Origin of the sequence: Halobacillus hunanensis (genome assembly GCF_900166655.1) — a bacterium.
In the GTDB taxonomy this organism is placed as follows: domain Bacteria; phylum Bacillota; class Bacilli; order Bacillales; family Halobacillaceae; genus Halobacillus_A; species Halobacillus_A hunanensis.
This window is the reverse complement of sequence record NZ_FVZB01000005.1, coordinates 639,741-660,305: the sequence shown is the minus strand read 5'-3', so window position 1 is coordinate 660,305 and position 20,565 is coordinate 639,741. Positions and strand designations below refer to the sequence as shown.

The window sequence follows — 20,565 nt, the reverse complement described above, 5'->3', positions numbered from 1 at the left end:
ATTTCGTTTTCACAATTGTATCATAGCAGTTAACCCTGTTATATAAAAACTTTCCTTACATCATAGAGGGATCAATACGTTTCCGCGGATATTATGTGTCTTTGTCTGGATTATTCCAACTCTGCACCTTATCATCCTGATCAGACTCGATGATTACCTCTGTTACCCCTTTCTCATTTAAAATCTTCTCCTCAATGTTCTTCAGAATATCGGCAGCGTTCGCGATGGACATGTCTGGATCGAATTCTACTTTTAATTCAACGTGCAATTCCTCGCCTTCTTTAATTACCATTATCTCTTGTATATCTTTCACATGGGTTTCTGCAAAAACAAGCTCCCCTATTATTTTCTCCATTTCTTCATCAGAAACGCCCAACACACCTGCAGCGTTATCGAGGAAAACTCTCCCCACGACGTAAAACAACATGAGCCCAATAATGACTGACGCATACCCTTCTGCTTCATGAAATGGTGTATAGGTTCCAATAACAATTGATAAGATGGCGATGAGCGCACCACCTGTAGCTACCATATCTTCTAAAAACACAAGCTTGGTGGCTGGTTTTGCATCGCCTATATTTTTGAAACTCTCTATGACAACTCTAAACCCTTTTATCTCTTCACCTGCCATGTCTGCGGTTATTTCTTTCATCGCCTTAACCAAAACGACAGATTCTAAGATAGCCGCAACCCCTAGAACAGCTATATTTAACCAAAACCATGAGTTAGATTCAGGAGGATCGATAATATGGTGGATTCCTTCTTTTACTGTTTCATACGCTAAAATGCCGACAATCAATACGGCCCCAAGTAATACTAAGTTCACTAATCGCGCAAAGCCACCCGGAAAACGATCAGTTGGAGCTTTTTTACTTAAAGCAGATCCAATAAATACAAAAGATTGGTTAGCTGTATCACCAATGCTGTGCATCATCTCGGCAAACATGGCCACGTTGCCTGTTATAAAAAAAGCAATGGCTTTGATTATAGCTATAATTGCGTTCATTATGCTCGCCATTAGAGCAGATTTATTACCTTCTTTTAATAACCCCAGGAATTCCGTCATGGTTATACTCCTTTCAGGTTGTACTTTTAAGTCCATGATTCCGTCGAAGAACTACTCTTTAGCCTTCCTTAGATCGATGAAAAAAATCGCTGTTCGTGGAATTTCATACAAAAAAACCCAAAGAAACATCCCGGAGTGGACCAGGATGCCAAATGTGCTATAACGTCTTCTTCCCATTGATTGTAATGTTTTGACTATTTAGTATAATTACATTTAATAGACCTTAATCTGATGAGTTATGAACAAACATTTTTAGAAGGGGACTTCGATATGAACTTAACAGACAGCAATCTTTATGAGGAATTAAGAACATTTTTAAAAGAACATCAAGTTTCCAAAAATGAAACCCAAATCGAACAGCATAGTCATGACGAATCGTATCACAAAGTGAGTCCGCCAGATTTGGTTGTGTTTCCTGAGAATACTGACGAGGTGAACGCAGTCGTTAACGTTGCAAATGCTTATCAGACCCCGATCATTCCTTATGGCTTAGGCACAAGTCTAGAGGGACATGTTATTCCGTATGATCATGGAATTACGATCGACTTTTCACAAATGAACAAAGTCCTTGTGGTCCGGGAGAAAGACTTTCTCGTCAAAGTTCAGCCAGGCGTCACGCGGTCACAATTGAATAAAGAACTTAAAAAATACGGACTTTTCTTCTCCGTTGATCCAGGTGCGGACGCTACGTTAGGCGGCATGGCTGCGACCAACGCCAGTGGTACGACATCGGTAAAGTATGGGGTGATGCGGGATCAAGTACGTGATTTAGAAGTCGTTCTTGCTAATGGGGAACTCATTCATACGGGCAGCCTTGCCCAAAAGTCTTCATCAGGCTACAACTTAAACAGTCTCTTTGTAGGTTCAGAGGGAACGTTAGGGTGCATTACCGAACTAACGTTAAAGGTGTACGGAATTCCCGAGCATGTTGTGGCAGCGAGAGCTTCCTTTCCTAGCGTCAATGATGCAGTGGAAGCCGTTGTATCAATTTTGCAGGCTGGGGTTCCGATTGCAAGAGTAGAGCTCGTCGATGAGCCATCCATGAAGCAAGTGAACATGTTCAGTGAAACACATTATAAAGAGCAGCCTACTTTATTTTTAGAATTTCACGGAAACGAAGCAGGGCTTAATTATGACGTAGAGTTTACGAAAGAAATCGTAGCGGATCACCAGTGTGAAGAGATTCTTTTTGAACAAGATAATGCAGTGAGAAATCGCTTATGGGAAGCAAGACACAACCTCGCTTATGCTTATGTACATGGAAATCCAGGTAAAAAATTAATGGTAACCGATGTTTGTGTGCCCATCTCTGAACTTGCAGGTGCGATTGAGCACGCCAGGGAAAAAGTGAATGAACTTGGGCTTAACGGGGGAATTACGGGTCATGTGGGAGATGGAAACTATCACATTCTGCTTATGATGGATATGGATGACCCAAATGAAGTGAAAAAAGCTGAACAGTTAAATGAGCAAATTGTTGACTATGCTTTGCAACGCGGCGGCACTTGTACAGGTGAACATGGAGTAGGTGTTGGTAAAATGAAATACCAGCAAAGAGAACATGGCGAAGCGTTACGAGTCATGAAAAAAATCAAGTCGGCTTTAGATGAGAAAGAGATTCTTAATCCTCATAAGCTCGTCCATCAGAAAAAGACGGATTTATAAAATTTCTAGAAGGCAGTCAATAATAATTTATAATTGCTCAAAAAAACAGCTCTGGAAATCCTCCAGAGCTGTTTTCCGTAATATTACACCTACATCTCTTCATTCACTTTTACAAGCAGCGAAGAATCTATTTCCTTCACAGATCGTACACCCGAGAGCGCCATCGTAATATCTGTTTCATTAAGAATATGCTGAATGACTCGCTTAACCCCCGCTTTTCCTTTGGTTAATCCATAAACATAAGGTCGTCCTACTAGTACGGCCTTGGCACCTAAGGCAAGTGCTTTGATTACGTCGGTTCCCCGTCGAACTCCTCCATCAACTAATATAGGAATTCTGTCGTATACCACCTTTTGTATTTGAACGAGTGCATCCAGTGAAGAAATAGCGCTGTCAAGCTGACGACCACCGTGATTAGAAACAATAAGACCATCAAGATTATAGTCCACAGCCTTTTTGGCATCGTCGGGATGAACAACGCCTTTTAGTAAGATGGGCAGATGTGTGTAGGTCCTTACTTTCTCAATATCCTCCCACGTAAGACCTGGTTTGTCGATGATGTCGATTTGTTTTTGGATTGCTTCAGACAAATCCTCCTGAGGTACTTTCTTTAACAGTTTGCAAAAGGCAGGATCCGTTATATAGTTGCCAATCCCTTTCGCTTCCTCAAGAGGAGAGTAGCCATTCCTAAGATCTGCTTCGCGGAACCCAAGCATCGGTGTATCGACAGTAATTACAATCGCAGAATACCCGCATGCTTCCGCCCGTTGAACTAAGCTTTTTGTTACACTATCATCAAGGGAGCAATACAGCTGAAACCACCTGGGGCTGTCCTCCATCTCAGCGGCGATTTCCTCCATTGAAAAAGAAGAAGCACTGCTCGTAATGAATAACGCCCCCATTTCTGAGGCAGCCTTTGCAGAAGCCAATTCTCCTTGTGGATGAACGATTGCCTGAACACCGATGGGTGCGAACAAAAGAGGGGAAGAAACAGTATGACCGAATAAAGATACGGATAAATCTCTTTCAGACACATCACGCAATACACGAGGACGGATTCTCCATTTTTGAAACGCTTCAACATTGGCCTTCATCGTTTCCTCCGCTCCCGATCCTCTTGCAATATAATCAAAGGCTTCATTTCTGAGGCATTTTTCTGCACTCTCTTCCCATTCCTCAAACGAATTTTCAAGTGAAGAAGTATCATTTTCCGAAAGATGATTAACCAACTTAACACCCCCATCTCAATTAGAAAAATTAATGGTAATGCGTTATTTATTCATCACCAATTCCTTCTCATGCTCAATAACCGCTGCTTCTAAAGCCTGCAGTCCCTGATCAATTTGATCTTTCGTCACAATCAATGGCGGAATCATCCGGATCACGTTGGCATGCTTGCCTCCGAGATAGAACAATACCCCTTTTTCAAGTGCAAGATTAAGAATATTCATCATCCCGTCACTGTCAGGTTCTCCTGTTTCCGGATCAACAATATCGAAACCGATCATCAGACCAACACCACGAACGCCGCCAATACATGAATACTTCTGCTTGAGCTCACGCAGTTTCTCGATGGCGTAGGCTCCTTGAGTACGGGCATTGTCGAGCAGATCTTCTTCCTCTATAACATCAAGCGTAGCGAGCGCAGCCGCACAGGCGATCGGATTACCGCCAAACGTTGTCGCATGGCTGCCGAGCGGCCACTGGGACATAAGTTCTTTTGAGGCCACGGTGGCGCTTAGCGGCATCCCGCTTGCGATTCCTTTGGCAATCGCCATGATATCAGGGGTGACCCCAAAGGTCTGGGCGGCGAACCATTCACCGGTACGGCCGAAGCCAGTCTGCACTTCATCAAAAATCAACAAGATGCCGTGTTCATCACAAATTTCTCGTACTTTTTTCAACCAGCCAGCTGGCGGGACAACATAACCGCCTTCGCCGAGTACAGGTTCGACAATGACACAAGCCACTTCCTCCGGGGTCACCTGATGATCAAACAACCGCTCGAAATCCGCTTCAAGCTGCTCGATACACTGTTCTTCAGCCCCCTCTTTTGGATCAGCATACGGAATTTGATAGGTCAGCCCGTTCGGCTGCTGGAATTTACGGTATTTGCTTTTTGAAGTACTGACACTAAGAGCCCCCATAGAACGGCCGTGGAATCCTCCGGTAAAAGAGACCGCATAAGGACGCTCTGTTACATGACGCGCCAGTTTAAGGGCTCCTTCAATAGCTTCAGCCCCGCTATTTCCATAAAAGAAACAATCCAGTTCACCAGGCAGCCTCTCTCCCAGCCGTTTGGACAGCTCGAGAATCGACTCATACATAATTACGCCAGAAGGACCATGTGTCAGCTGGTCCGCACCGTCTTTAATCGCCTGGACCACTTTAGGATGACGGTGACCGACGTTAGTTACGGCGATCCCTGATGTAAAATCAAGATACTCCTTGCCGTCTTCCCCGTAATAATAGCAGCCTTCTTCTTTAACAACCGGCAGATTCGGATGATCTTTTGCCATGCTTGGGGCAAGCAAGTTGGACATTTGCGGGAATAATTCTTTCAGTTTAGTAGACATGTTGAACATCCATCCTTTTTAAAAAATTATATGAGCAATGGCTACGATGATTGGTAGTGTAATAACGGTTCTCTGTAGAAAAATGATGAACAGTTCGCCGACGGTAATCGGAATTTCTGATTTAATCAGCAGCATACCGATTTCCGACATATAAATCAGCTGGGTTAGAGAAATACAGGCGATAACGAATTTCGTCAGTTCTGCTTCAATTCCTGCACCAATAACGGCCGGCAGGAACATATCAGCAAACCCAACGAGCATCGCTGGTGCCGCCTCAGCCGCTTGAGGAATTTGCATGAACTCGAGAATCGGAATGAGCGGATAGGAAATATAGTCAAAGATCGGTGTGAATTCCGCGATGATTAAAGCCACTGTTCCAAGAGCCATAACGAGCGGCAGCAATCCTAAGTAAATATCGGCCACGGTCTTCACACCGCTTTTTACAACATCACTACCACTTTTAACCTTAGAAGCCTGCTCGACAGCTTTTTGAAAACCCCACTTCACATGTGAAGTATCCTCAGGCATATCTTCAGAAATCTGCTGGCCTGTTCCCTCATAATACGTATCCTCTTTTCTCGAAAGGGGCGGAATACGCGGGCAGATAATCGCCGCTACGATACTTGAGAACGCAACCGTCAGATAGAAGGGCACGAACATATCTTCCAGTCCGATAAAACTAATCACAACCAGACTGAAGGCAATCGAGTTGATCGAAAAGTTCGTGGCGATGATCGCTGCTTCCCGCTTCGTGTAATAGCCGCTTTCATACTGCTGAGTGGTAATCAAGACACCGACAGTACCAGCGCCCATCCACGAAGCAAGGGCATCAATCGAAGAACGGCCCGGCACTCTGAATAACGGACGCATGACTTTCCTGCACATCGTTCCGAAAAAATCCATCAACCCGAAATCCATGAGTAACGGCATGAGAAAGCCTGCAAATAAGAACCAGGTCGTCAATACGGGAATTAAAGAGTACAGCACCGTACCACCGGTTAAGTCTGAATGAATCACACTCGGACCAAGTTGGAATAGAGTTAAGATCGCAAAAATTGCAGCAACAATCCGTGTGATCACCCAGCCCCAGCCAATGTCAAATAATCCTTTCATAAAAGGCCTGTCCACAATAAAAGCAGGCTGGGCAAGTTTAGCGAACAAAGCCCCAACAGCTGACAGAACTAGGACGACAGTCATCGTTTCAACAAGATAATTTTCAAACGCTCCTTGAAACGTTTCAGCAAATACGCCGACCCCGATCGTAATCTTGCCATCAAACGGAATCGGGATGAGAAACAGCAGCAACCCGAGCAGTGATGGAATGATAAACTTCCACATATCTGCTCTTCTTACGGCGGGTTCTTCTGACATCAATGTACTTCTTTTTGGTTCCATAATAAACTCCCTCCCCATCTTTATATCCAGCTATTCACTTTTGAATAAGCCGGGATCAGCCCTGCTACAGCAGTGTATGTGATCATGATCATCTGCTTCAGCAGTCTGATGAAAAAGTACTTACTCTATAATAGTGCAATTATCATGCCAAACTTTTAGTTTATTTCATGTTTTCGTAATTTTCTAAATACAGATGGTTGACTAATCCCCAGGTACTCCGCCATCTTTACGGTTGATTGATAGCGCTGCTTAGCTTCGAATAAAATTTGTCTCTCAACACGAGCCAATGTGTCTGGCAACGTTTCCTCTGGCTGTTTATCAAATCGTACCGCTGTGTTATTACAATACTCTGCCGGCAAATCCTCTAACGTAATCACTTCCCCGACAGACGTGACTACAAGGCGTTCGATGACATTAATCAACTCTCGGACATTGCCTGTCCATCGATTCAGCAGCAGTTCCTGCCACACTACCCCGTCGAGGACTTTCTTCTTCCGATATTTATCGGAAACGGTCTCCATCATATGATCAATCAGAGCCGGAATATCGTCGGGACGTTCCCTTAGGGGAGGAATATGAATTGGAACAACGTTGATACGGAAATAAAAATCTTCACGAAACTCATGTTTAGCAATCGACTCCGATAGATCTTTATTGGTAGCGGTAATTAAACGGAAATCAGCTGTCCTTAACTCGCGCCCGCCAACCCGGTAAAATTGCTTTTCTTGAATAAGCTTTAATAATTTAACTTGATTCTGCTGGGAAAGTTCCCCAATTTCATCGATAAACAGCGTTCCACCTTCAGCTAGTTCGGCAAATCCTTTACTGCCGCCTTTTTTAGCCCCTGTAAAAGCACCATCTACATATCCAAATAACTCAGCCTCAAACAACGATTCAGAAATTGCACCCGCATTGATCTCAATAAATGGTCCATTCTTTCGCGAACTTCGGTTATGAATAAATTGAGCGAGCGACGATTTTCCGACACCTGACTCTCCTAGCAGCAGTACATTCACATCAACATCCGCAACCTGATCGGCGGTTTGAATGATCTGCTGCATTTTGTGACTCTTTGACACAATGCCTTCTTTGAAAAGCTGTTTTTGTTTCACACGGTCGAGTTCGTTCTGGACCTGCTTCATTTCATCTTCCATGTCAGCAATATAAGACTTCAATTCCTTAAGCTCGGTGATGTCATGTGAATAACTCACAACACGCGTGATCTCACCATCAGGGCCCTGTACAGGAAGCGCCGTGACCATCAACTTCTTTCCACTTGCAGCCGTTTGAATGAAGGTGACGCGCTTTTTCAGTCGTAATACCATCGGCGTCGCAAGGGGTGTAAACACGCCATCTTTTTCTAAATCAAACACCGACAGCCCAACTAAATGATCAGCCTCCATCCCGTAGATTTCTCCTGCAGCCTCACTTGCGATCATAATCGTTCCGTCCGGCTTTGTGACAATAATGTCATCTTTCAATGAATGAAGAATGGCTTGATATTCATTCCAAGTATCTGTTCCCACGTATTTCCCTCCCATGGATCTTACACGAGCAGAATTATTCATAATTGAATAGAATCACCTGTATTTAGGGTGAATTTGTTTATATGACTAATTCCTCGGCATGTATTCACTTTTGAATTTCCGAGGTATTTTTGAAGCATGTATTACATTCTACCGCAAAATTCGATAAATTCAAATAGTTTATAAACATTTAATTTAATTTATATTTATGCATTTCGTTCAGGAGATGTTGAAACGAAACTGAATAAAGCATAAAATAATCCGAATGATTTTATTGGAATCATTCGGATTATTTAGGGTTATTTGAGTGCTGTGAAAGAGTTTTTTACCATCGCTCCGTCAAAACACTTCGCTTTCAGTGGGCACGGCCTCAGCTTCCTCAGAAAGCAAAGAACGCTTTCCTAAGGGATCTTCGACTCGCGCTGTTCCCACAAGAGTCTACGTATTTTGACTACGCTAATGCTCTGCGTTTATACTATTTTATTTTTTCATTCATATTTGGAATTCATTGCTTACAATTATCTCAGCCTCTTATCTCCCATAAAAAAAAGGACCCAGAGCATTCTCTGAGTCCCTTTCTCTTGCTAATAAGCTTGTAACCTGCTTTCCCGATTCTCCTCTTCCAGGAATTTAATAAAATAATTCATGGTATGAAAAGGCTGGCCGTTAATGAGCGACACATATTCCATTTTGCTTTGGTCAGACATCACATCACTCTTGTGAATACGCTCAATGATGTAGTCCCTGCTCCGTTTGGCCATTTCTTTCTTCTGAAACCTGGCTTCTTTTGATAGCGCGAGGCCGATAGCTCCAAGCAGTGCATAAAATCCGATGGTAAACAGGGAGCTGGTGTGACCTGGCACAACAAATAGTAAATAAACTAAATTTATGAGTGAAACGGCAATGAACGGCAGTGAAAACAACGTATACTTAGACATTTTCTTCATAAAAGGTGCTACGGTTTTCTGCAGTTGTTCCATTTCTTTATTGATGAAACCCGGCATATCCGTTTTGATAAGTTTCATAGGATCCTTCCTTTATTAAGTGATCTACACAAACTGTCTATCGTTATAAGTTATTATGACTTTGGGTCTATCATGACAGTCAATTGCTCCTTTTGAAAAACAGTAAAAGATTTCGGTTTCTTGCATAGTTCAACCTTTACTCCCTGCTTTTGCAGCATCGCAGCAAACTGCTTCATTTTTTCTAGAGATAATTGATTCACTTTCACTGTAGCATCTCTCCATTATGGTCATTTTTTGTTAAAAAAAGCGAGACCTTTGCCGTTGATGGCAAAGGTCTCGCTGAACAATCGCTTGTCAATAAAGCCGATGGTAATAAAACCATGTCATGACGACTTTATTTTGGAGCTGGTCTCCCACCTCCAATGCTACTCCCCTTATATACATAGGTGAATTATAGAAAATGTTATAGATTTATTTTATCACAATCGCTGCTGATTGGCAATATGAGCACTATCAGGCGGCTAACAGGGATAGGATTCCCACATCCGCCCATCTCTGCATATACTGATTTTGTATGAATAAAGGAGGTAGATCGATGTTTAGACATCCATATGAGCAGCCCCCATACGTCCCAGCTTATTACTACGCCCCGCCTCAAGCCTATATGCGCCAGCAGCCAAGTTTACAGGAAATGATGCAGCTGCTTCGTACGCAGCACAACAACTTATACGCACAGCTTGAGCAAGCCGGTATGAACCGCGGAATTATTGATTATGTATTTTCTCTTGCTGTTAGTTTTACGCTGAATCAGGCTGACACCAGCCAATCAGCCAGACAAATTTATAACCAATTCCAAGCGAGGATCCCATGGCTGAACTTGTTCTTCAGACAATTTGGGATTGCTCCAAATGTCGCCGAGAGGATCTTGATAAGAGTGATTCAAATTACCTTAGATGCAATTGGCGGCGGAGGACAGCCACAGCCAGGTCCGGGCCAAGGCTGGTCCAACTGGGAAAGCTTAGGAGGAACGCTGACATCAGGACCTGCAGCAGCATCGTGGCAGCCGAATCGACTTGACGTCTTCGCAAGAGGTACCGGAGATCGTTTGTATCACAAATGGTGGAACGGCCGTCAATGGAGCGACTGGGAGAATCTCGGCGGCACGTTAACGTCAGCACCAGCAGCCGTATCATGGGGACCAAACCGAATTGACGTCTTCGCAAGAGGTACCGATGATACGCTCTACCACAAATGGTGGAATGGCAGTCAGTGGAGCGATTGGGAAAGCCTCGGCGGTACGTTAACGAGCGCCCCTGCTGTTTCTTCTCGTCGTTCAAACCAGCTAGATGTGTTTGTCAGAGGAACTAACAATCGCCTGTACAAGAAAACGTGGAACGGCTCGCGCTGGGAAGAGTGGGAAGACCTTGGCGGCTCCCTATCCTCAGCACCAGCAGCCGTATCGTGGGGACCGAACCGAATTGACGTCTTCGCCAGAGGCCAAAATCAAAACTTAATCCACAAATGGTGGAACGGCCGCCAGTGGAGTAACTGGGAAAGTCTTGGCGGCACATTGACATCAGGCCCGGCCGTTTCCTCCACAAGACCAAATCGACTGCAAGTATTCGTCCGTGGCACGAACCGAAACCTTTATATGCGCACATGGAACGGTTCGACGTGGTCGAACTGGCAAAACCTTGGCGGTTCACTGAATTCGGAGCCGGCAGCGGTGTCCTGGGGACCAAACCGGACTGATGTATTTGCGCGAGGCGATAATCGTGAACTGATCCACATTTATCGTGGGCAGTAGTTTTATAAAATAATGAAGGGCAGCTGTTTTCAAATTTGAAAGAGCTGCCCAAAATTTTTCTAGTATTGTAGAGTTAAATCTGAAATAACAGGATAATGGTCACTAGGGTATTGACCATTTTTTCGGAAGTTCACAATCTCGCTAGATTGGGTTGTTACATTCTCAGTTGATAGAATCCAGTCAATCCGTTTGTCTGGTCCTCCGCCGGTAGGATCATTAAATCCATTAAATGTACCAAGGTGTTCGTTCATTCTATTATCTGCTGCAGTCCAAGTATCTACAAATGGCCCCTCATTTGTAAGGATTTCATAAGGCTTACTACCAGGACTGGCATTAAAATCTCCCGTTAAGATAACAGGCAGCTCAGAGTCAAACTCTTTTACTTTTTGATTGATTAATGCTGCACTCTTCTCTCTCGCTTCTTCAGATATGTGGTCAAAGTGTGTGTTAACAAAATAAAATGACTGATCTGTTTTTGTATCGTGAAATTTCACCCATGTAACCATCCGTGGAATCGTGTTTCCCCAAGAAGTAGAACCAACAATATGCGGAGTATCTGATAACCAATAATGGTCATATTCCAGTGGCGTAAACCGTTTCTCATTATAATATACTGCCATGAATTCTCCTTTGCTGCCTCCCTCTCTGCCTAACCCAATCCATTTATAGTTCGCTAAATCAGAACCAACCTGTTTAACCTGTTGATAGACAGCCTCTTGTGTCCCAATGATACCAGGCTGTTCCATTCTGATGACCTGGCGCACTGTTGAACGTCTTTCCTCCCACGTATGTGGAGAGGGATCACTATCATTTAAATATCTTAAATTGAACGTCATCACCCTCAACTCTGTTTCATCAGCTTGACTACTTTTTTCAGAAGCAAAAGCCTCTAAGGGACTGGATAGTAAGCTGGCCATCATTAGAAATAAAACTGGCAGTAACATAAAAACATTCCATACTTTCTTCACTTTGAACGACCTCCTCTATATTTTTTATTACATAGAAAAGGTACCAAAGCGATGTAAAACCTTTGATAAACCGATGTAAAAAACTTTTTAATCTGAAATTAAGTTTCTAGAGAGAACTCTTTTTATAGCAATCGTTTACAGCCAATACATACTCCTTTAATTTTCTCCAACTATTCTATTAGAGGAAGATTCAAATACTATAATGGAGGTCATAAGATGGAGCAAAAAGATTTCAACAGAAGGGATTTTATAAAACTAGGGGGAATGAGTACACTGGCATTAACACTTGCTTCTACAGGTACGGCAACAGGATTGTTCAGTGGTAACACGGCTTATGCTGCAAAAAATGATAATGCAAAGCTTCGATTTAACCAAGATGGAAAGTTCAAAATTGTACAGTTTAACGACACCCAAGATGATGAACGCATAGACCGCCGAACAATCGAGCTTATGGAAAAAGTGTTGGATGCAGAAAAACCAGACCTTGTCATCCTTAATGGAGACAATATTTCCATTGGTTGTGAGACACCTACTGAAATGAAGCAAGCAATGAATAATGTTGTCCAACCGATGGAGCATCGTGAAATCAAATGGGCTGTGACATTTGGTAACCATGATGAAGATTCTACTCCAAAAACCGGTCTTGACGAAGAAGACATGCTGAACGTTTACATATCCTACAAACATAATGTGAATACGCGCGGTCCAAAAGACACTACCGGAACCGGGAATATGAATCTTCTTATTAAAAACTCTAAAGGCAATAAGGCGGCTTTTAACCTTTGGCTGCTAGACAGTGGCAGATACGCTCCAAAAACGATTGCCGGACAGGACTTTTCAGGTTACCCAACATGGGACTGGATCCGTTTCAACCAGGTAAGCTGGTACTATGAAACATCAAAGAAAATTGAACAGCAATGGGGTCGTAAGGTGCCTTCCCTTGTCTTCATCCATATCCCCCTCTGGGAACATAGGTACATGTGGTTCGCAAGTGTTGACGAAAGAACCGCTGATCACCATGCCAAAGCTGTGGAAAAGCACAGTATCACAGGTGAAAGGAATGAAGATGAGTGTCCTGGTCCGTTTAATAGCGGCATGTTTTCAGCAATGCTTGAAAGAGGAGATGTCAAGGGAGTCTTTTGCGGCCATGACCACATCAATACATACGCAGGCAATTATTACGGCATCATGCTCGGCTATGCCGGCAGCGCAGGGTTTGGCGCATATGGCCTATCAGGTTCTGAAAAAAATAGATTGCGTGGTGCCAGGGTCTTTCATTTAGATGAAAGTACAGAAGAGGGTCTCGTGGACACTCATATGGTTTTTGCTAAAGACTATGGAATCGACTTAACTGCTAATGACCAGAGTATTGATCCAGCACCGCTTAAGGAAGAAAAGAATAAAGGTAAGGTAAATCATTAGTGAACTTTATGGGTCTTTATGATTTTGCTCAACCTTGTCCGTAAATACATCCATGAGGTCATAATCTATATTTGGAATCCTTCCGCAAATTGATAAAAGACCCCAGCGCGTTCATGTATGAACGTGCTGGGGTCTATCACCTTATACCCAACGAGTAGTTATCACTTTTTTACGTGTATAAAATTCCACGCCCTCCTGACCATTCTCATGAAGACCCCCATAGAAGGAGTCCTTCCAGCCCGAGAACGGAAAGAAATGGGAGCGAGTTACTACGACCCCCCCTTCCTTTCATTTCTAACATCTTTCATATAATAATAGACCATCGTCATAACGAATAACCCGAGGATCATAATCAACATAAAACTTGTCATTAGTGTTCCCATCCCTTCTAAAAATCTAACTTTCATCCAATGAAAACCCGTCACTTCACATGTCTGGTCGATCGAACATGCATTTCACGTGCATTTGACTCCAACTGTGGTGTACTGGAAAAAATCAGGAACAATTTTTCTCTATCCACCCAGAGTAAGAAAGCACACAAGACTGTAAGAACCGTACTCAAATCCTGCACACCGATGTCAAAAAAGTAATTGACCATCATCACATTGACTATAATAGGAAAGTAGATGATGGCTCCTAAGGTTGCAGTTCTGGGAATCATAATTAAAATAGCAGCGATTACCTCGCCTAGTCCGATGAATATTTCGTACATTCGAGAATATCCAAAAAAGGACCAGGCCAGCACGAAGCCTTCTCCCCTTATAGCCTCAACTTCAGACGATGGCTCACCGAACTGCCCCATAGCTAACTTAGCTGCTCCATAAATTAAGAAAGTAATCCCTAAATAAAGTCGAAATGTAGCAGGTATGGATTGCTTGAGCACGCGAAAAATTCTACCCCTATTCACTAGGCCTCTCCCCTTTCCTTTCATCGATCTCTAGGAATCTGTTGCGAATTTCCGGTGTGATTGTCATACAGGTGTCCTGTTTTCCAAAGAATTGATACCGCCGTTTAGCAAACCATCGATATAATACATTTCGGAGCGGTTTAGGGATCAAAATCAATACATAGGCTGCTTTCCAGAAACCATCTAGTTTTCTGCAAATTCGAAGAACCGCTGTTGACTTTGAAAAGGCTTTGTCTCCTTCGATTAAAACAATAGAATCTAGCTCCATGTTAGGAAAGTGCACTGTCAATAGGGATGACGCTATATCCGACTGCAATGAAGCGAAGCGGAAATGTCTTTGGCGATCATGGCGAATAATAAATTGTACAGTTTTACTGCAAACGTTACAGACGCCGTCAAATATAATAAGAGAATGATTGTGTGTATCCACCAAGCTTTCGTTCATCCTTCTCCCTCCTTAGTTGTTACGTTCTTTTATTATTTTAACCCTTCACTTATAAAACTGGTTTAAATGGACTTTAAATTTGGTTTAAACCCCTGAATAAGCCTTTTATTAGGAATTTCCACTAAGTCGCAGAGGATTACTGAGCAGGTAATGGTTGAAGTGTTCGCGCGAGAAGATAATCAGAAGGTGAATGTGATCCATTTAGCAACAATTGAAAAATAACAAAAGAGCAGCTGCCTATTTACTGACACAGCTGCCCGAATTATACTATTTAATGGTTGGGAAAAGAATTGGAACAAATTGATGTTGTCAACCCGGCGACAAATGAAATAATCGCGCAATTATTGTAACTAGCCAAATGGAATGCATGGTTTTGATTTTTTTAGTTACATTGGGTTATAAAATTGGTGTCTCGACAATGACATTAACAAGACCTGCATTTGGAGTAATAGGTAGTTGTACCTTACACCCAACGAGTAGTCATCACTTTCTTACGTGTATAAAATTCCACGCCATCTTTTCCGTTCACATGGAGATCCCCATAGAAGGAATCCTTCCAGCCTGAGAACGGAAAGAAAGCCATCGGTGCGGGTACGCCAATATTGACGCCTAGCATCCCGGCATCAATGGTTTCCCGAAACGTCCGAACATGTCCACCGTCATTCGTAAACAAACAGGCACCATTAGCAAATCGAGACTGATTCGTCAGTTCTACTGCTTCTTCCAGATTTTCCACACGACTAATCGACAGCACCGGGGCGAAAATTTCATCCTGCCAGATCTTCATTTCGCTCGTTACGTTATCAAAAATCGTCGGTCCTACAAAATAGCCCTGATTCGGAAGGTTCTGATCCTCCCGACCATCGCGCACCAATTTAGCTCCTTCATTTTCGCCTGTTTCAATGTACTGCAGTGTGCGCTCTTTATGCTGTTCACGAATCACCGGACCTAAGAAGACGTCCTCGTCCAGTCCATTGCCGATTTTAAGTTCATTGGCTTTGCGGACAAGACCCTCTACTACTTGATCAGCGATGGAATGCTCCACAGCTACTACAGAACAGGCCATACAACGTTCCCCTGCTGACCCGAAGGCCGCCGCTACAATTTGATCGACCGCATTTTCAATGTTGGCATCTCTCAATACAATCGAATGGTTTTTCGCGCCAGACAGTGCCTGCACACGTTTTAAATTTTGAGTCCCTCGTTTGTACACGTACTCGGCAACAGGCTGCGAGCCAACAAAGGAAATCGCCGCAACTTTTGTATGATCTAATAAACCATTGACGACATCATGAGCACCGTGAACAATGTTCAGCACCCCTTCAGGCAGGCCAGCCTCCTCAAACAGTTCTGCTAGACGATTGGCCAAAAGCGGTGTGCGTTCTGAAGGTTTTAATACGAACGTATTTCCTGTCACAATCGCAAGCGGAAACATCCAGGCTGGAACCATCATCGGGAAGTTAAAAGGAGTAATTCCGCCTACCACACCGATAGGATAACGGTAAACCCCAGACTCCAGCCCCGACGCAATCGATGGCAGTTGCGAGCCCATCGTCAATGTCGGTGCTCCGGCGGCAAATTCCACGCATTCAATCCCGCGCTGAACCTCTCCATAAGCCTCTTTAAAGCTTTTTCCGTTTTCAATAGTAATCAGTTCGGCCAGCTCATCCCAATGGTCGACGAGCAATTGCTGGTATTTAAATAAAATACGCGCCCGCTTCGGAACAGATACCTCTTTCCATGTTTCAAAAGCTTCAGCCGCTGCTTCTACAGCATAGTCAACGTCCTCGTCTGACGAAATCGGGACACGGGCGATCACTTCCCCTGTAGCGGGATTCAGCACCTCTTCCGTTTGCTCTGATTTCGGTGTAATCCATTCTCCACCTACATAATTTTGAATGGACTTTACTTCTGTTTGTGTCAAAACTCTCATCCTCCTTCAATTAATTTGTCTGGTTTACTGCCTTATAGTACATCTTTTAGAAAAACATCTCGTTCTTCCTGACTTACATTCGCTGTAGTGAACAAGCAGGTAAGAATCATTACCACGAATCCAGCCGCCGCAGCCAGGAACAAGGAAATATAAATGTTTTCAAAAACGTTCAGACTTGTGAATACGACATAGAGCCCTGTGCCCGAAAGCAGTGAGGCAATCGCGCCATACCCGTTCGACTTTTCCCAAAGATAGCCGAGAACGATCGGCGCCAGTAAGCCACTGATAATCGCTGAAAAACTGAACTGTATCAGAATCGCCAGCGAATCAGGCCGATCGAGTGATAGGTAAAAGGTGACCAATCCAACGAACACCAGTGAGCCTTTTGCTACTTTCACAGAACGCAGATCGAGCTGATGCTGGGATAGCTTTGTTTTTGACAAAATGGGTGCTAACACCTTATAGAGATCGTTGCCGATGCTTGAAGTGATGCTCAAATACAGACTGTCGGTACTCGATAAAATCGCAGAAATGATCCCAACGATAATGATCGCGCCAATGATCGGCGGAAACGCTTCTAATACATAAGCCGGAATGGCAGAGTCCGCACTGCCAAGGGAGGGTGCGATCACGCGAGCCGCCAGTCCACCTAACACCATCAGAACGGTAATGAAAAACATGCCTAGCCCAGCCGACAGGGTAAACGGCCGCAGCTGCTCCTCCGTTTCCAGGGACAATACCTTATTCAGCAAATGCGGCATAACCACAAAGCTAATATGTAAAAACTGTACCGACAGGATAGCCAGTACACTGTTGTACGGACCGTTTAACGGCGCCACGAGTTCTGGATCGATCGCTTTCAGCTGGGAGGAAAGTTCACCAAATAAATTCAATCCTCCGCCTATCGTCCAAAATAACGAGGCAAAAATCAGGATCGACGTAATCACCATCAGAGCCCCTTGAATGCCATCCGTGACGATTTGGGCAAAAGCACCGCCAAGGCCAATATAGAGAATCGTAATCGTTACCCCGGCGAGAATTCCCCAGAAATATGGAATGCCGAGAACCGTTTCAAAGATTGTCGCTAATCCGACATTCTGACCGACGATGTAGTACACATTAAACAGGACTAGAAACGTAACGAGAACTTGCAAGGTTTTGCTGTTGTATCTCCTCCCGAGCCATTCAGGAAGGGTCGACACCCCGCCAAACTTCTTGCCATATTTCCAGAACTTTTTGGCAAACAGTAGCAGTGCAATCCATCCAGCCCCGAAGCCGCCGAGCGTGTACCATAACACGGATACGCCATGCTCATAAGCTAACCCCGGCACTCCGATAAATAAATTGGCACTGGCAAAGCTCGCGGCATAGCTTGCCCCGACCAGCCACGGATTCACCTTCCCTCTCGCTGTCGCAAAACCGTTCATCGATTTACTAAACTTATTACCCTTTTTCCCAATCCATGTGACAAAAACGAAATACAAGACTAGCAGACTGACAAGTGTCCAAAATAGCGGTCCCGTAACGAGCTGCATTAACGACGCCCCCCTTTCGTAGATTTTCTATAGCTTCTGTTCCAGATCAGTAAGCCAATTCCCCAGAAAGCTGCTAGAGCAATCCAATAGATCGTAAACATGTTTCTCTCCCCTTTTCATTAATCATAATAGTCTTCTGTTCCACAACACTTTTTCCGGGACCATATAAAAAAGCCCCTTTCAAAAGAAAGAGGCTGAAATATGTACACTGCTCCAACCTCTTATCTCCCAGACATCCATCTGTCTGTTGGAAGTAGCACCGTTCCCCTAATAGGGTGGTTGCCGGGCGTCATAGGGCCAAATCCCTCAGCCAACTCTTGATAAGAGTGATTTCGTTATTGAGTTGTTCAAATAATCTGATAACCAGCATCATAGCAGAGGTAAGAATTCCCTGTCAACACTAACATTAGCTTTAAGTTCCGAATCCGCAGTTGACATACACTTCGCTTTCCATGGGTGACCAGCGAGCCTCCTCGAACGTCACTACGTTCCGTTCTGCGGGGTCTCCCTTTGGACGCTGTTCCCATAGGAGTCTTCGTGTATGTCAACTGCTAATATGAAATACCATTATTAACTTAAATGATCGAAATTTTCTTAACCTGCACCACAGCAGGGTAAATTACAGAATATTTACAAAGTAGTGATTGACACCTTTTCGGATATGCTGTATATTTTGCATCAACTTAATAGTTAATGATATTTCTTATCCTGAGAGGTGGAGGGACTGGCCCTTAGAAACCTCGGCAACAGACTGATCAAGTACTGTGCCAATTCCAGCAAGCGGGAACGCTTGAAAGATAAGGAAGAGCTCTCAAACATGTACGGTTATCGGCCTCTTCTTTTTCTTTTAAAAGAAGAGGCTTTTTCATGTACTTGAAGCTATTTACATAGAGCAAGAACTTAAGGAGGAATCACAATGACGAAACAAATCATCCTAAATGCTTTTGAAATGAACAGCGCGATGCACAATTCCCACGGACTGTGGAAGCATCCAAGAAATGAGCGCCACCGCCGCTATAAAGACTTAGATTATTGGATGGACTTAGCAAAACTATTAGAAAGAGGCAAATTTGATGCCGTGTTCCTCGCCGATGTGCTGGGAATCTATGACGTGTATAAAAAAAGTAAAGATCCCTCGATCCGCGATGGGCTGCAGGTGCCGTTAAATGACCCTGCCCTCGTGATCCCAGCGATGGCCAGCGTGACCAAGCATTTGTCCTTTGCGATGACGGTCAGTACGACTTATGAAGCTCCATTCGGAAATGCCCGTCGCTTCTCTACTCTCGATCACCTGACAAAAGGGCGCGTCGCTTGGAACGTGGTGACCTCTTACCTGCCAAACGCGGCACGTAACTTTGGCTTAGAAAATATGATCAAGCACGATGAACGGTATGATATCGCTGATGAATATCTCGATGTGTCCTATAAGCTCTGGGAAACGAGCTGGGAAGATGACGCGTTTGTGGAAGATGCCGAAAACAACACACTAGTTGACCCCGACAAAGTTCATGAAATTAACCACGAAGGAAAATACTTTTCCGTGGAAGGACCGCACCTGAGTGAACCATCCTTACAACGGACACCTGTCCTCTATCAAGCCGGCACATCCGAACGCGGACGCGAATTCGCCTCTAAACACGCTGAGTGCATCTTTGTCGGCGGACCGACACCTGAGCGAATTCACTACTATGCCGATGATATTCGCGAGCGAGCGGAAAACCACGGTCGCAACCCAGACAACATTAAAATCTTCTCCTTCCTTAGTGTGATTGTTGGCGAAACGACAGAGGAAGCGGAACAAAAGTTTGAAGAATACGCGCGCCACTGGAGTCCAGACGCCGCGAAAGCCCAATACGGGGCCAGCGGGTACGACATCGGCGAGTATGAAGAAATGGACCCAGACCTTCCTTTTGAATACACGAAGTCAACTGAAGGCGGTCACTATAAAGCGGCCACACTGACGAAGGATGCTCCTAAAAAACTAACCGTCGGTGAAGTGCTGAACCGATTTGAATCACCAGACCGTAATAGCATTATCGTCGGAAATCCTAAAGAAGTGGCCGACGCGATTCAATTCCAGTTTGAAGAGTCAGGAGTGGATGGCTTTAACTTAAACCATTTAGTAACCCCAGGGGACCTCGAGGACTTTGTGGACCTGGTGATACCTGAACTGCAAGAGCGCGGGTTGTATAAGAAGGATTATCAGGATGGTACATTAAGAGAGAAGCTGTTTCCACATGGGGAAAGTGTGCTGCCTGAGGATCATCCAGGGAGTAAATACAGATATTCTCTCACCTAAATTCATGAAGTACCTGTCCCTCACTTCAGCAGGGAACAGGTACTTCATGAATACAC

Annotated in this window: 16 protein-coding genes and 2 riboswitches; of the genes, 4 read left to right on the top strand and 12 right to left on the bottom strand. The window is 44.1% G+C overall.

Features of this window, described 5'->3' with window-relative positions; translation table 11 throughout:
• Window positions 1-91 precede the first annotated feature (91 nt).
• Complete coding sequence (locus B5354_RS04250; protein WP_079526214.1) at window positions 92-1,066, bottom strand: cation diffusion facilitator family transporter; 975 nt, start codon at window positions 1,064-1,066, stop codon at window positions 92-94.
• A gap of 270 nt (window positions 1,067-1,336) precedes the next feature.
• On the opposite strand from B5354_RS04250, the gene B5354_RS04245 reads away from it, so the two are divergent.
• Window positions 1,337-2,731, top strand: coding sequence for an FAD-binding oxidoreductase (locus tag B5354_RS04245; RefSeq protein WP_079526212.1), 1,395 nt, complete (start codon window positions 1,337-1,339; stop codon window positions 2,729-2,731).
• Between the two features lie 89 nt (window positions 2,732-2,820).
• Here the strand turns inward: B5354_RS04245 and B5354_RS04240 are convergent, their stop codons facing one another.
• From B5354_RS04240 to B5354_RS20420, 6 genes are all read right to left on the bottom strand, one after another.
• Window positions 2,821-3,960, bottom strand: a complete 1,140-nt coding sequence (locus B5354_RS04240; protein WP_079526210.1) for an alpha-hydroxy-acid oxidizing protein — start codon at window positions 3,958-3,960, stop codon at window positions 2,821-2,823.
• Between the two features lie 42 nt (window positions 3,961-4,002).
• On the bottom strand, window positions 4,003-5,307 hold the full coding sequence (locus B5354_RS04235) for an aspartate aminotransferase family protein (protein WP_079526208.1): 1,305 nt from the start codon (window positions 5,305-5,307) through the stop codon (window positions 4,003-4,005).
• Between the two features lie 18 nt (window positions 5,308-5,325).
• Window positions 5,326-6,702, bottom strand: coding sequence for a YjiH family protein (locus B5354_RS04230; RefSeq protein ID WP_139377055.1), 1,377 nt, complete (start codon window positions 6,700-6,702; stop codon window positions 5,326-5,328).
• A gap of 155 nt (window positions 6,703-6,857) precedes the next feature.
• Window positions 6,858-8,228, bottom strand: a complete 1,371-nt coding sequence (locus B5354_RS04225) for a sigma-54 interaction domain-containing protein (protein ID WP_342742962.1) — start codon at window positions 8,226-8,228, stop codon at window positions 6,858-6,860.
• Between the two features lie 584 nt (window positions 8,229-8,812).
• Window positions 8,813-9,253, bottom strand: coding sequence for a DUF5392 family protein (locus B5354_RS04220; RefSeq protein ID WP_079526204.1), 441 nt, complete (start codon window positions 9,251-9,253; stop codon window positions 8,813-8,815).
• A gap of 53 nt (window positions 9,254-9,306) precedes the next feature.
• Window positions 9,307-9,459, bottom strand: a complete 153-nt coding sequence (locus B5354_RS20420) for a hypothetical protein (protein ID WP_163528907.1) — start codon at window positions 9,457-9,459, stop codon at window positions 9,307-9,309.
• Window positions 9,460-9,788: 329 nt separating this feature from the next.
• Here B5354_RS20420 and B5354_RS04215 point away from each other — a divergent pair, with 329 nt between their 5' ends.
• Complete coding sequence (locus tag B5354_RS04215; RefSeq protein ID WP_079526202.1) at window positions 9,789-11,000, top strand: PLL family lectin; 1,212 nt, start codon at window positions 9,789-9,791, stop codon at window positions 10,998-11,000.
• 59 nt (window positions 11,001-11,059) lie between these two features.
• Here B5354_RS04215 and B5354_RS04210 read toward each other — a convergent pair whose 3' ends face one another.
• Window positions 11,060-11,968 (bottom strand): endonuclease/exonuclease/phosphatase family protein, encoded by a 909-nt coding sequence (locus B5354_RS04210; protein WP_139377054.1) that lies wholly within the window; start codon window positions 11,966-11,968, stop codon window positions 11,060-11,062.
• A gap of 216 nt (window positions 11,969-12,184) precedes the next feature.
• Here B5354_RS04210 and B5354_RS04205 point away from each other — a divergent pair, with 216 nt between their 5' ends.
• Window positions 12,185-13,390, top strand: coding sequence for a metallophosphoesterase family protein (locus B5354_RS04205; protein ID WP_079526200.1), 1,206 nt, complete (start codon window positions 12,185-12,187; stop codon window positions 13,388-13,390).
• Window positions 13,391-13,811: 421 nt separating this feature from the next.
• Here the strand turns inward: B5354_RS04205 and B5354_RS04200 are convergent, their stop codons facing one another.
• The 4 genes from B5354_RS04200 to B5354_RS04185 form a co-directional block, all read right to left on the bottom strand.
• Window positions 13,812-14,297, bottom strand: coding sequence for a hypothetical protein (locus tag B5354_RS04200; RefSeq protein WP_245804700.1), 486 nt, complete (start codon window positions 14,295-14,297; stop codon window positions 13,812-13,814).
• Window positions 14,290-14,742, bottom strand: a complete 453-nt coding sequence (locus B5354_RS04195) for a thiol-disulfide oxidoreductase DCC family protein (protein ID WP_079526196.1) — start codon at window positions 14,740-14,742, stop codon at window positions 14,290-14,292. Before B5354_RS04195 ends, B5354_RS04200 begins: the two co-directional genes overlap by 8 nt.
• A gap of 463 nt (window positions 14,743-15,205) precedes the next feature.
• Window positions 15,206-16,666: a CoA-acylating methylmalonate-semialdehyde dehydrogenase gene (locus B5354_RS04190; protein ID WP_079526194.1), complete on the bottom strand. Its 1,461-nt coding sequence runs from the start codon at window positions 16,664-16,666 to the stop codon at window positions 15,206-15,208.
• 41 nt (window positions 16,667-16,707) lie between these two features.
• Entirely contained in the window at window positions 16,708-18,210 is a 1,503-nt protein-coding gene (locus tag B5354_RS04185) for a sodium:solute symporter family protein (protein ID WP_079526192.1), read from the bottom strand.
• A gap of 218 nt (window positions 18,211-18,428) precedes the next feature.
• A riboswitch (SAM riboswitch) is annotated at window positions 18,429-18,537 on the bottom strand.
• A 373-nt stretch (window positions 18,538-18,910) separates the two neighbouring features.
• Window positions 18,911-19,014: riboswitch (SAM riboswitch) on the top strand.
• A gap of 112 nt (window positions 19,015-19,126) precedes the next feature.
• On the opposite strand from B5354_RS04185, the gene B5354_RS04180 reads away from it, so the two are divergent.
• Window positions 19,127-20,509, top strand: coding sequence for an LLM class flavin-dependent oxidoreductase (locus B5354_RS04180; RefSeq protein ID WP_079526190.1), 1,383 nt, complete (start codon window positions 19,127-19,129; stop codon window positions 20,507-20,509).
• The last annotated feature ends 56 nt before the right edge of the window (window positions 20,510-20,565 follow it).

What these genes read in the sequence shown, in the direction of transcription:
- B5354_RS04185 (WP_079526192.1), bottom strand. Translation starts at nt 18,210, where the DNA reads ATGCAGCTCGTTACGGGACCGCTATTTTGGACACTTGTCAGTCTGCTA.
- B5354_RS04180 (WP_079526190.1), top strand. Translation starts at nt 19,127, where the DNA reads ATGACGAAACAAATCATCCTAAATGCTTTTGAAATGAACAGCGCGATG.
- B5354_RS04195 (WP_079526196.1), bottom strand. Translation starts at nt 14,742, where the DNA reads ATGAACGAAAGCTTGGTGGATACACACAATCATTCTCTTATTATATTT.
- B5354_RS04205 (WP_079526200.1), top strand. Translation starts at nt 12,185, where the DNA reads ATGGAGCAAAAAGATTTCAACAGAAGGGATTTTATAAAACTAGGGGGA.
- B5354_RS04235 (WP_079526208.1), bottom strand. Translation starts at nt 5,307, where the DNA reads ATGTCTACTAAACTGAAAGAATTATTCCCGCAAATGTCCAACTTGCTT.
- B5354_RS04230 (WP_139377055.1), bottom strand. Translation starts at nt 6,702, where the DNA reads ATGGAACCAAAAAGAAGTACATTGATGTCAGAAGAACCCGCCGTAAGA.
- B5354_RS04250 (WP_079526214.1), bottom strand. Translation starts at nt 1,066, where the DNA reads ATGACGGAATTCCTGGGGTTATTAAAAGAAGGTAATAAATCTGCTCTA.
- B5354_RS04215 (WP_079526202.1), top strand. Translation starts at nt 9,789, where the DNA reads ATGTTTAGACATCCATATGAGCAGCCCCCATACGTCCCAGCTTATTAC.
- B5354_RS04220 (WP_079526204.1), bottom strand. Translation starts at nt 9,253, where the DNA reads ATGAAACTTATCAAAACGGATATGCCGGGTTTCATCAATAAAGAAATG.
- B5354_RS04245 (WP_079526212.1), top strand. Translation starts at nt 1,337, where the DNA reads ATGAACTTAACAGACAGCAATCTTTATGAGGAATTAAGAACATTTTTA.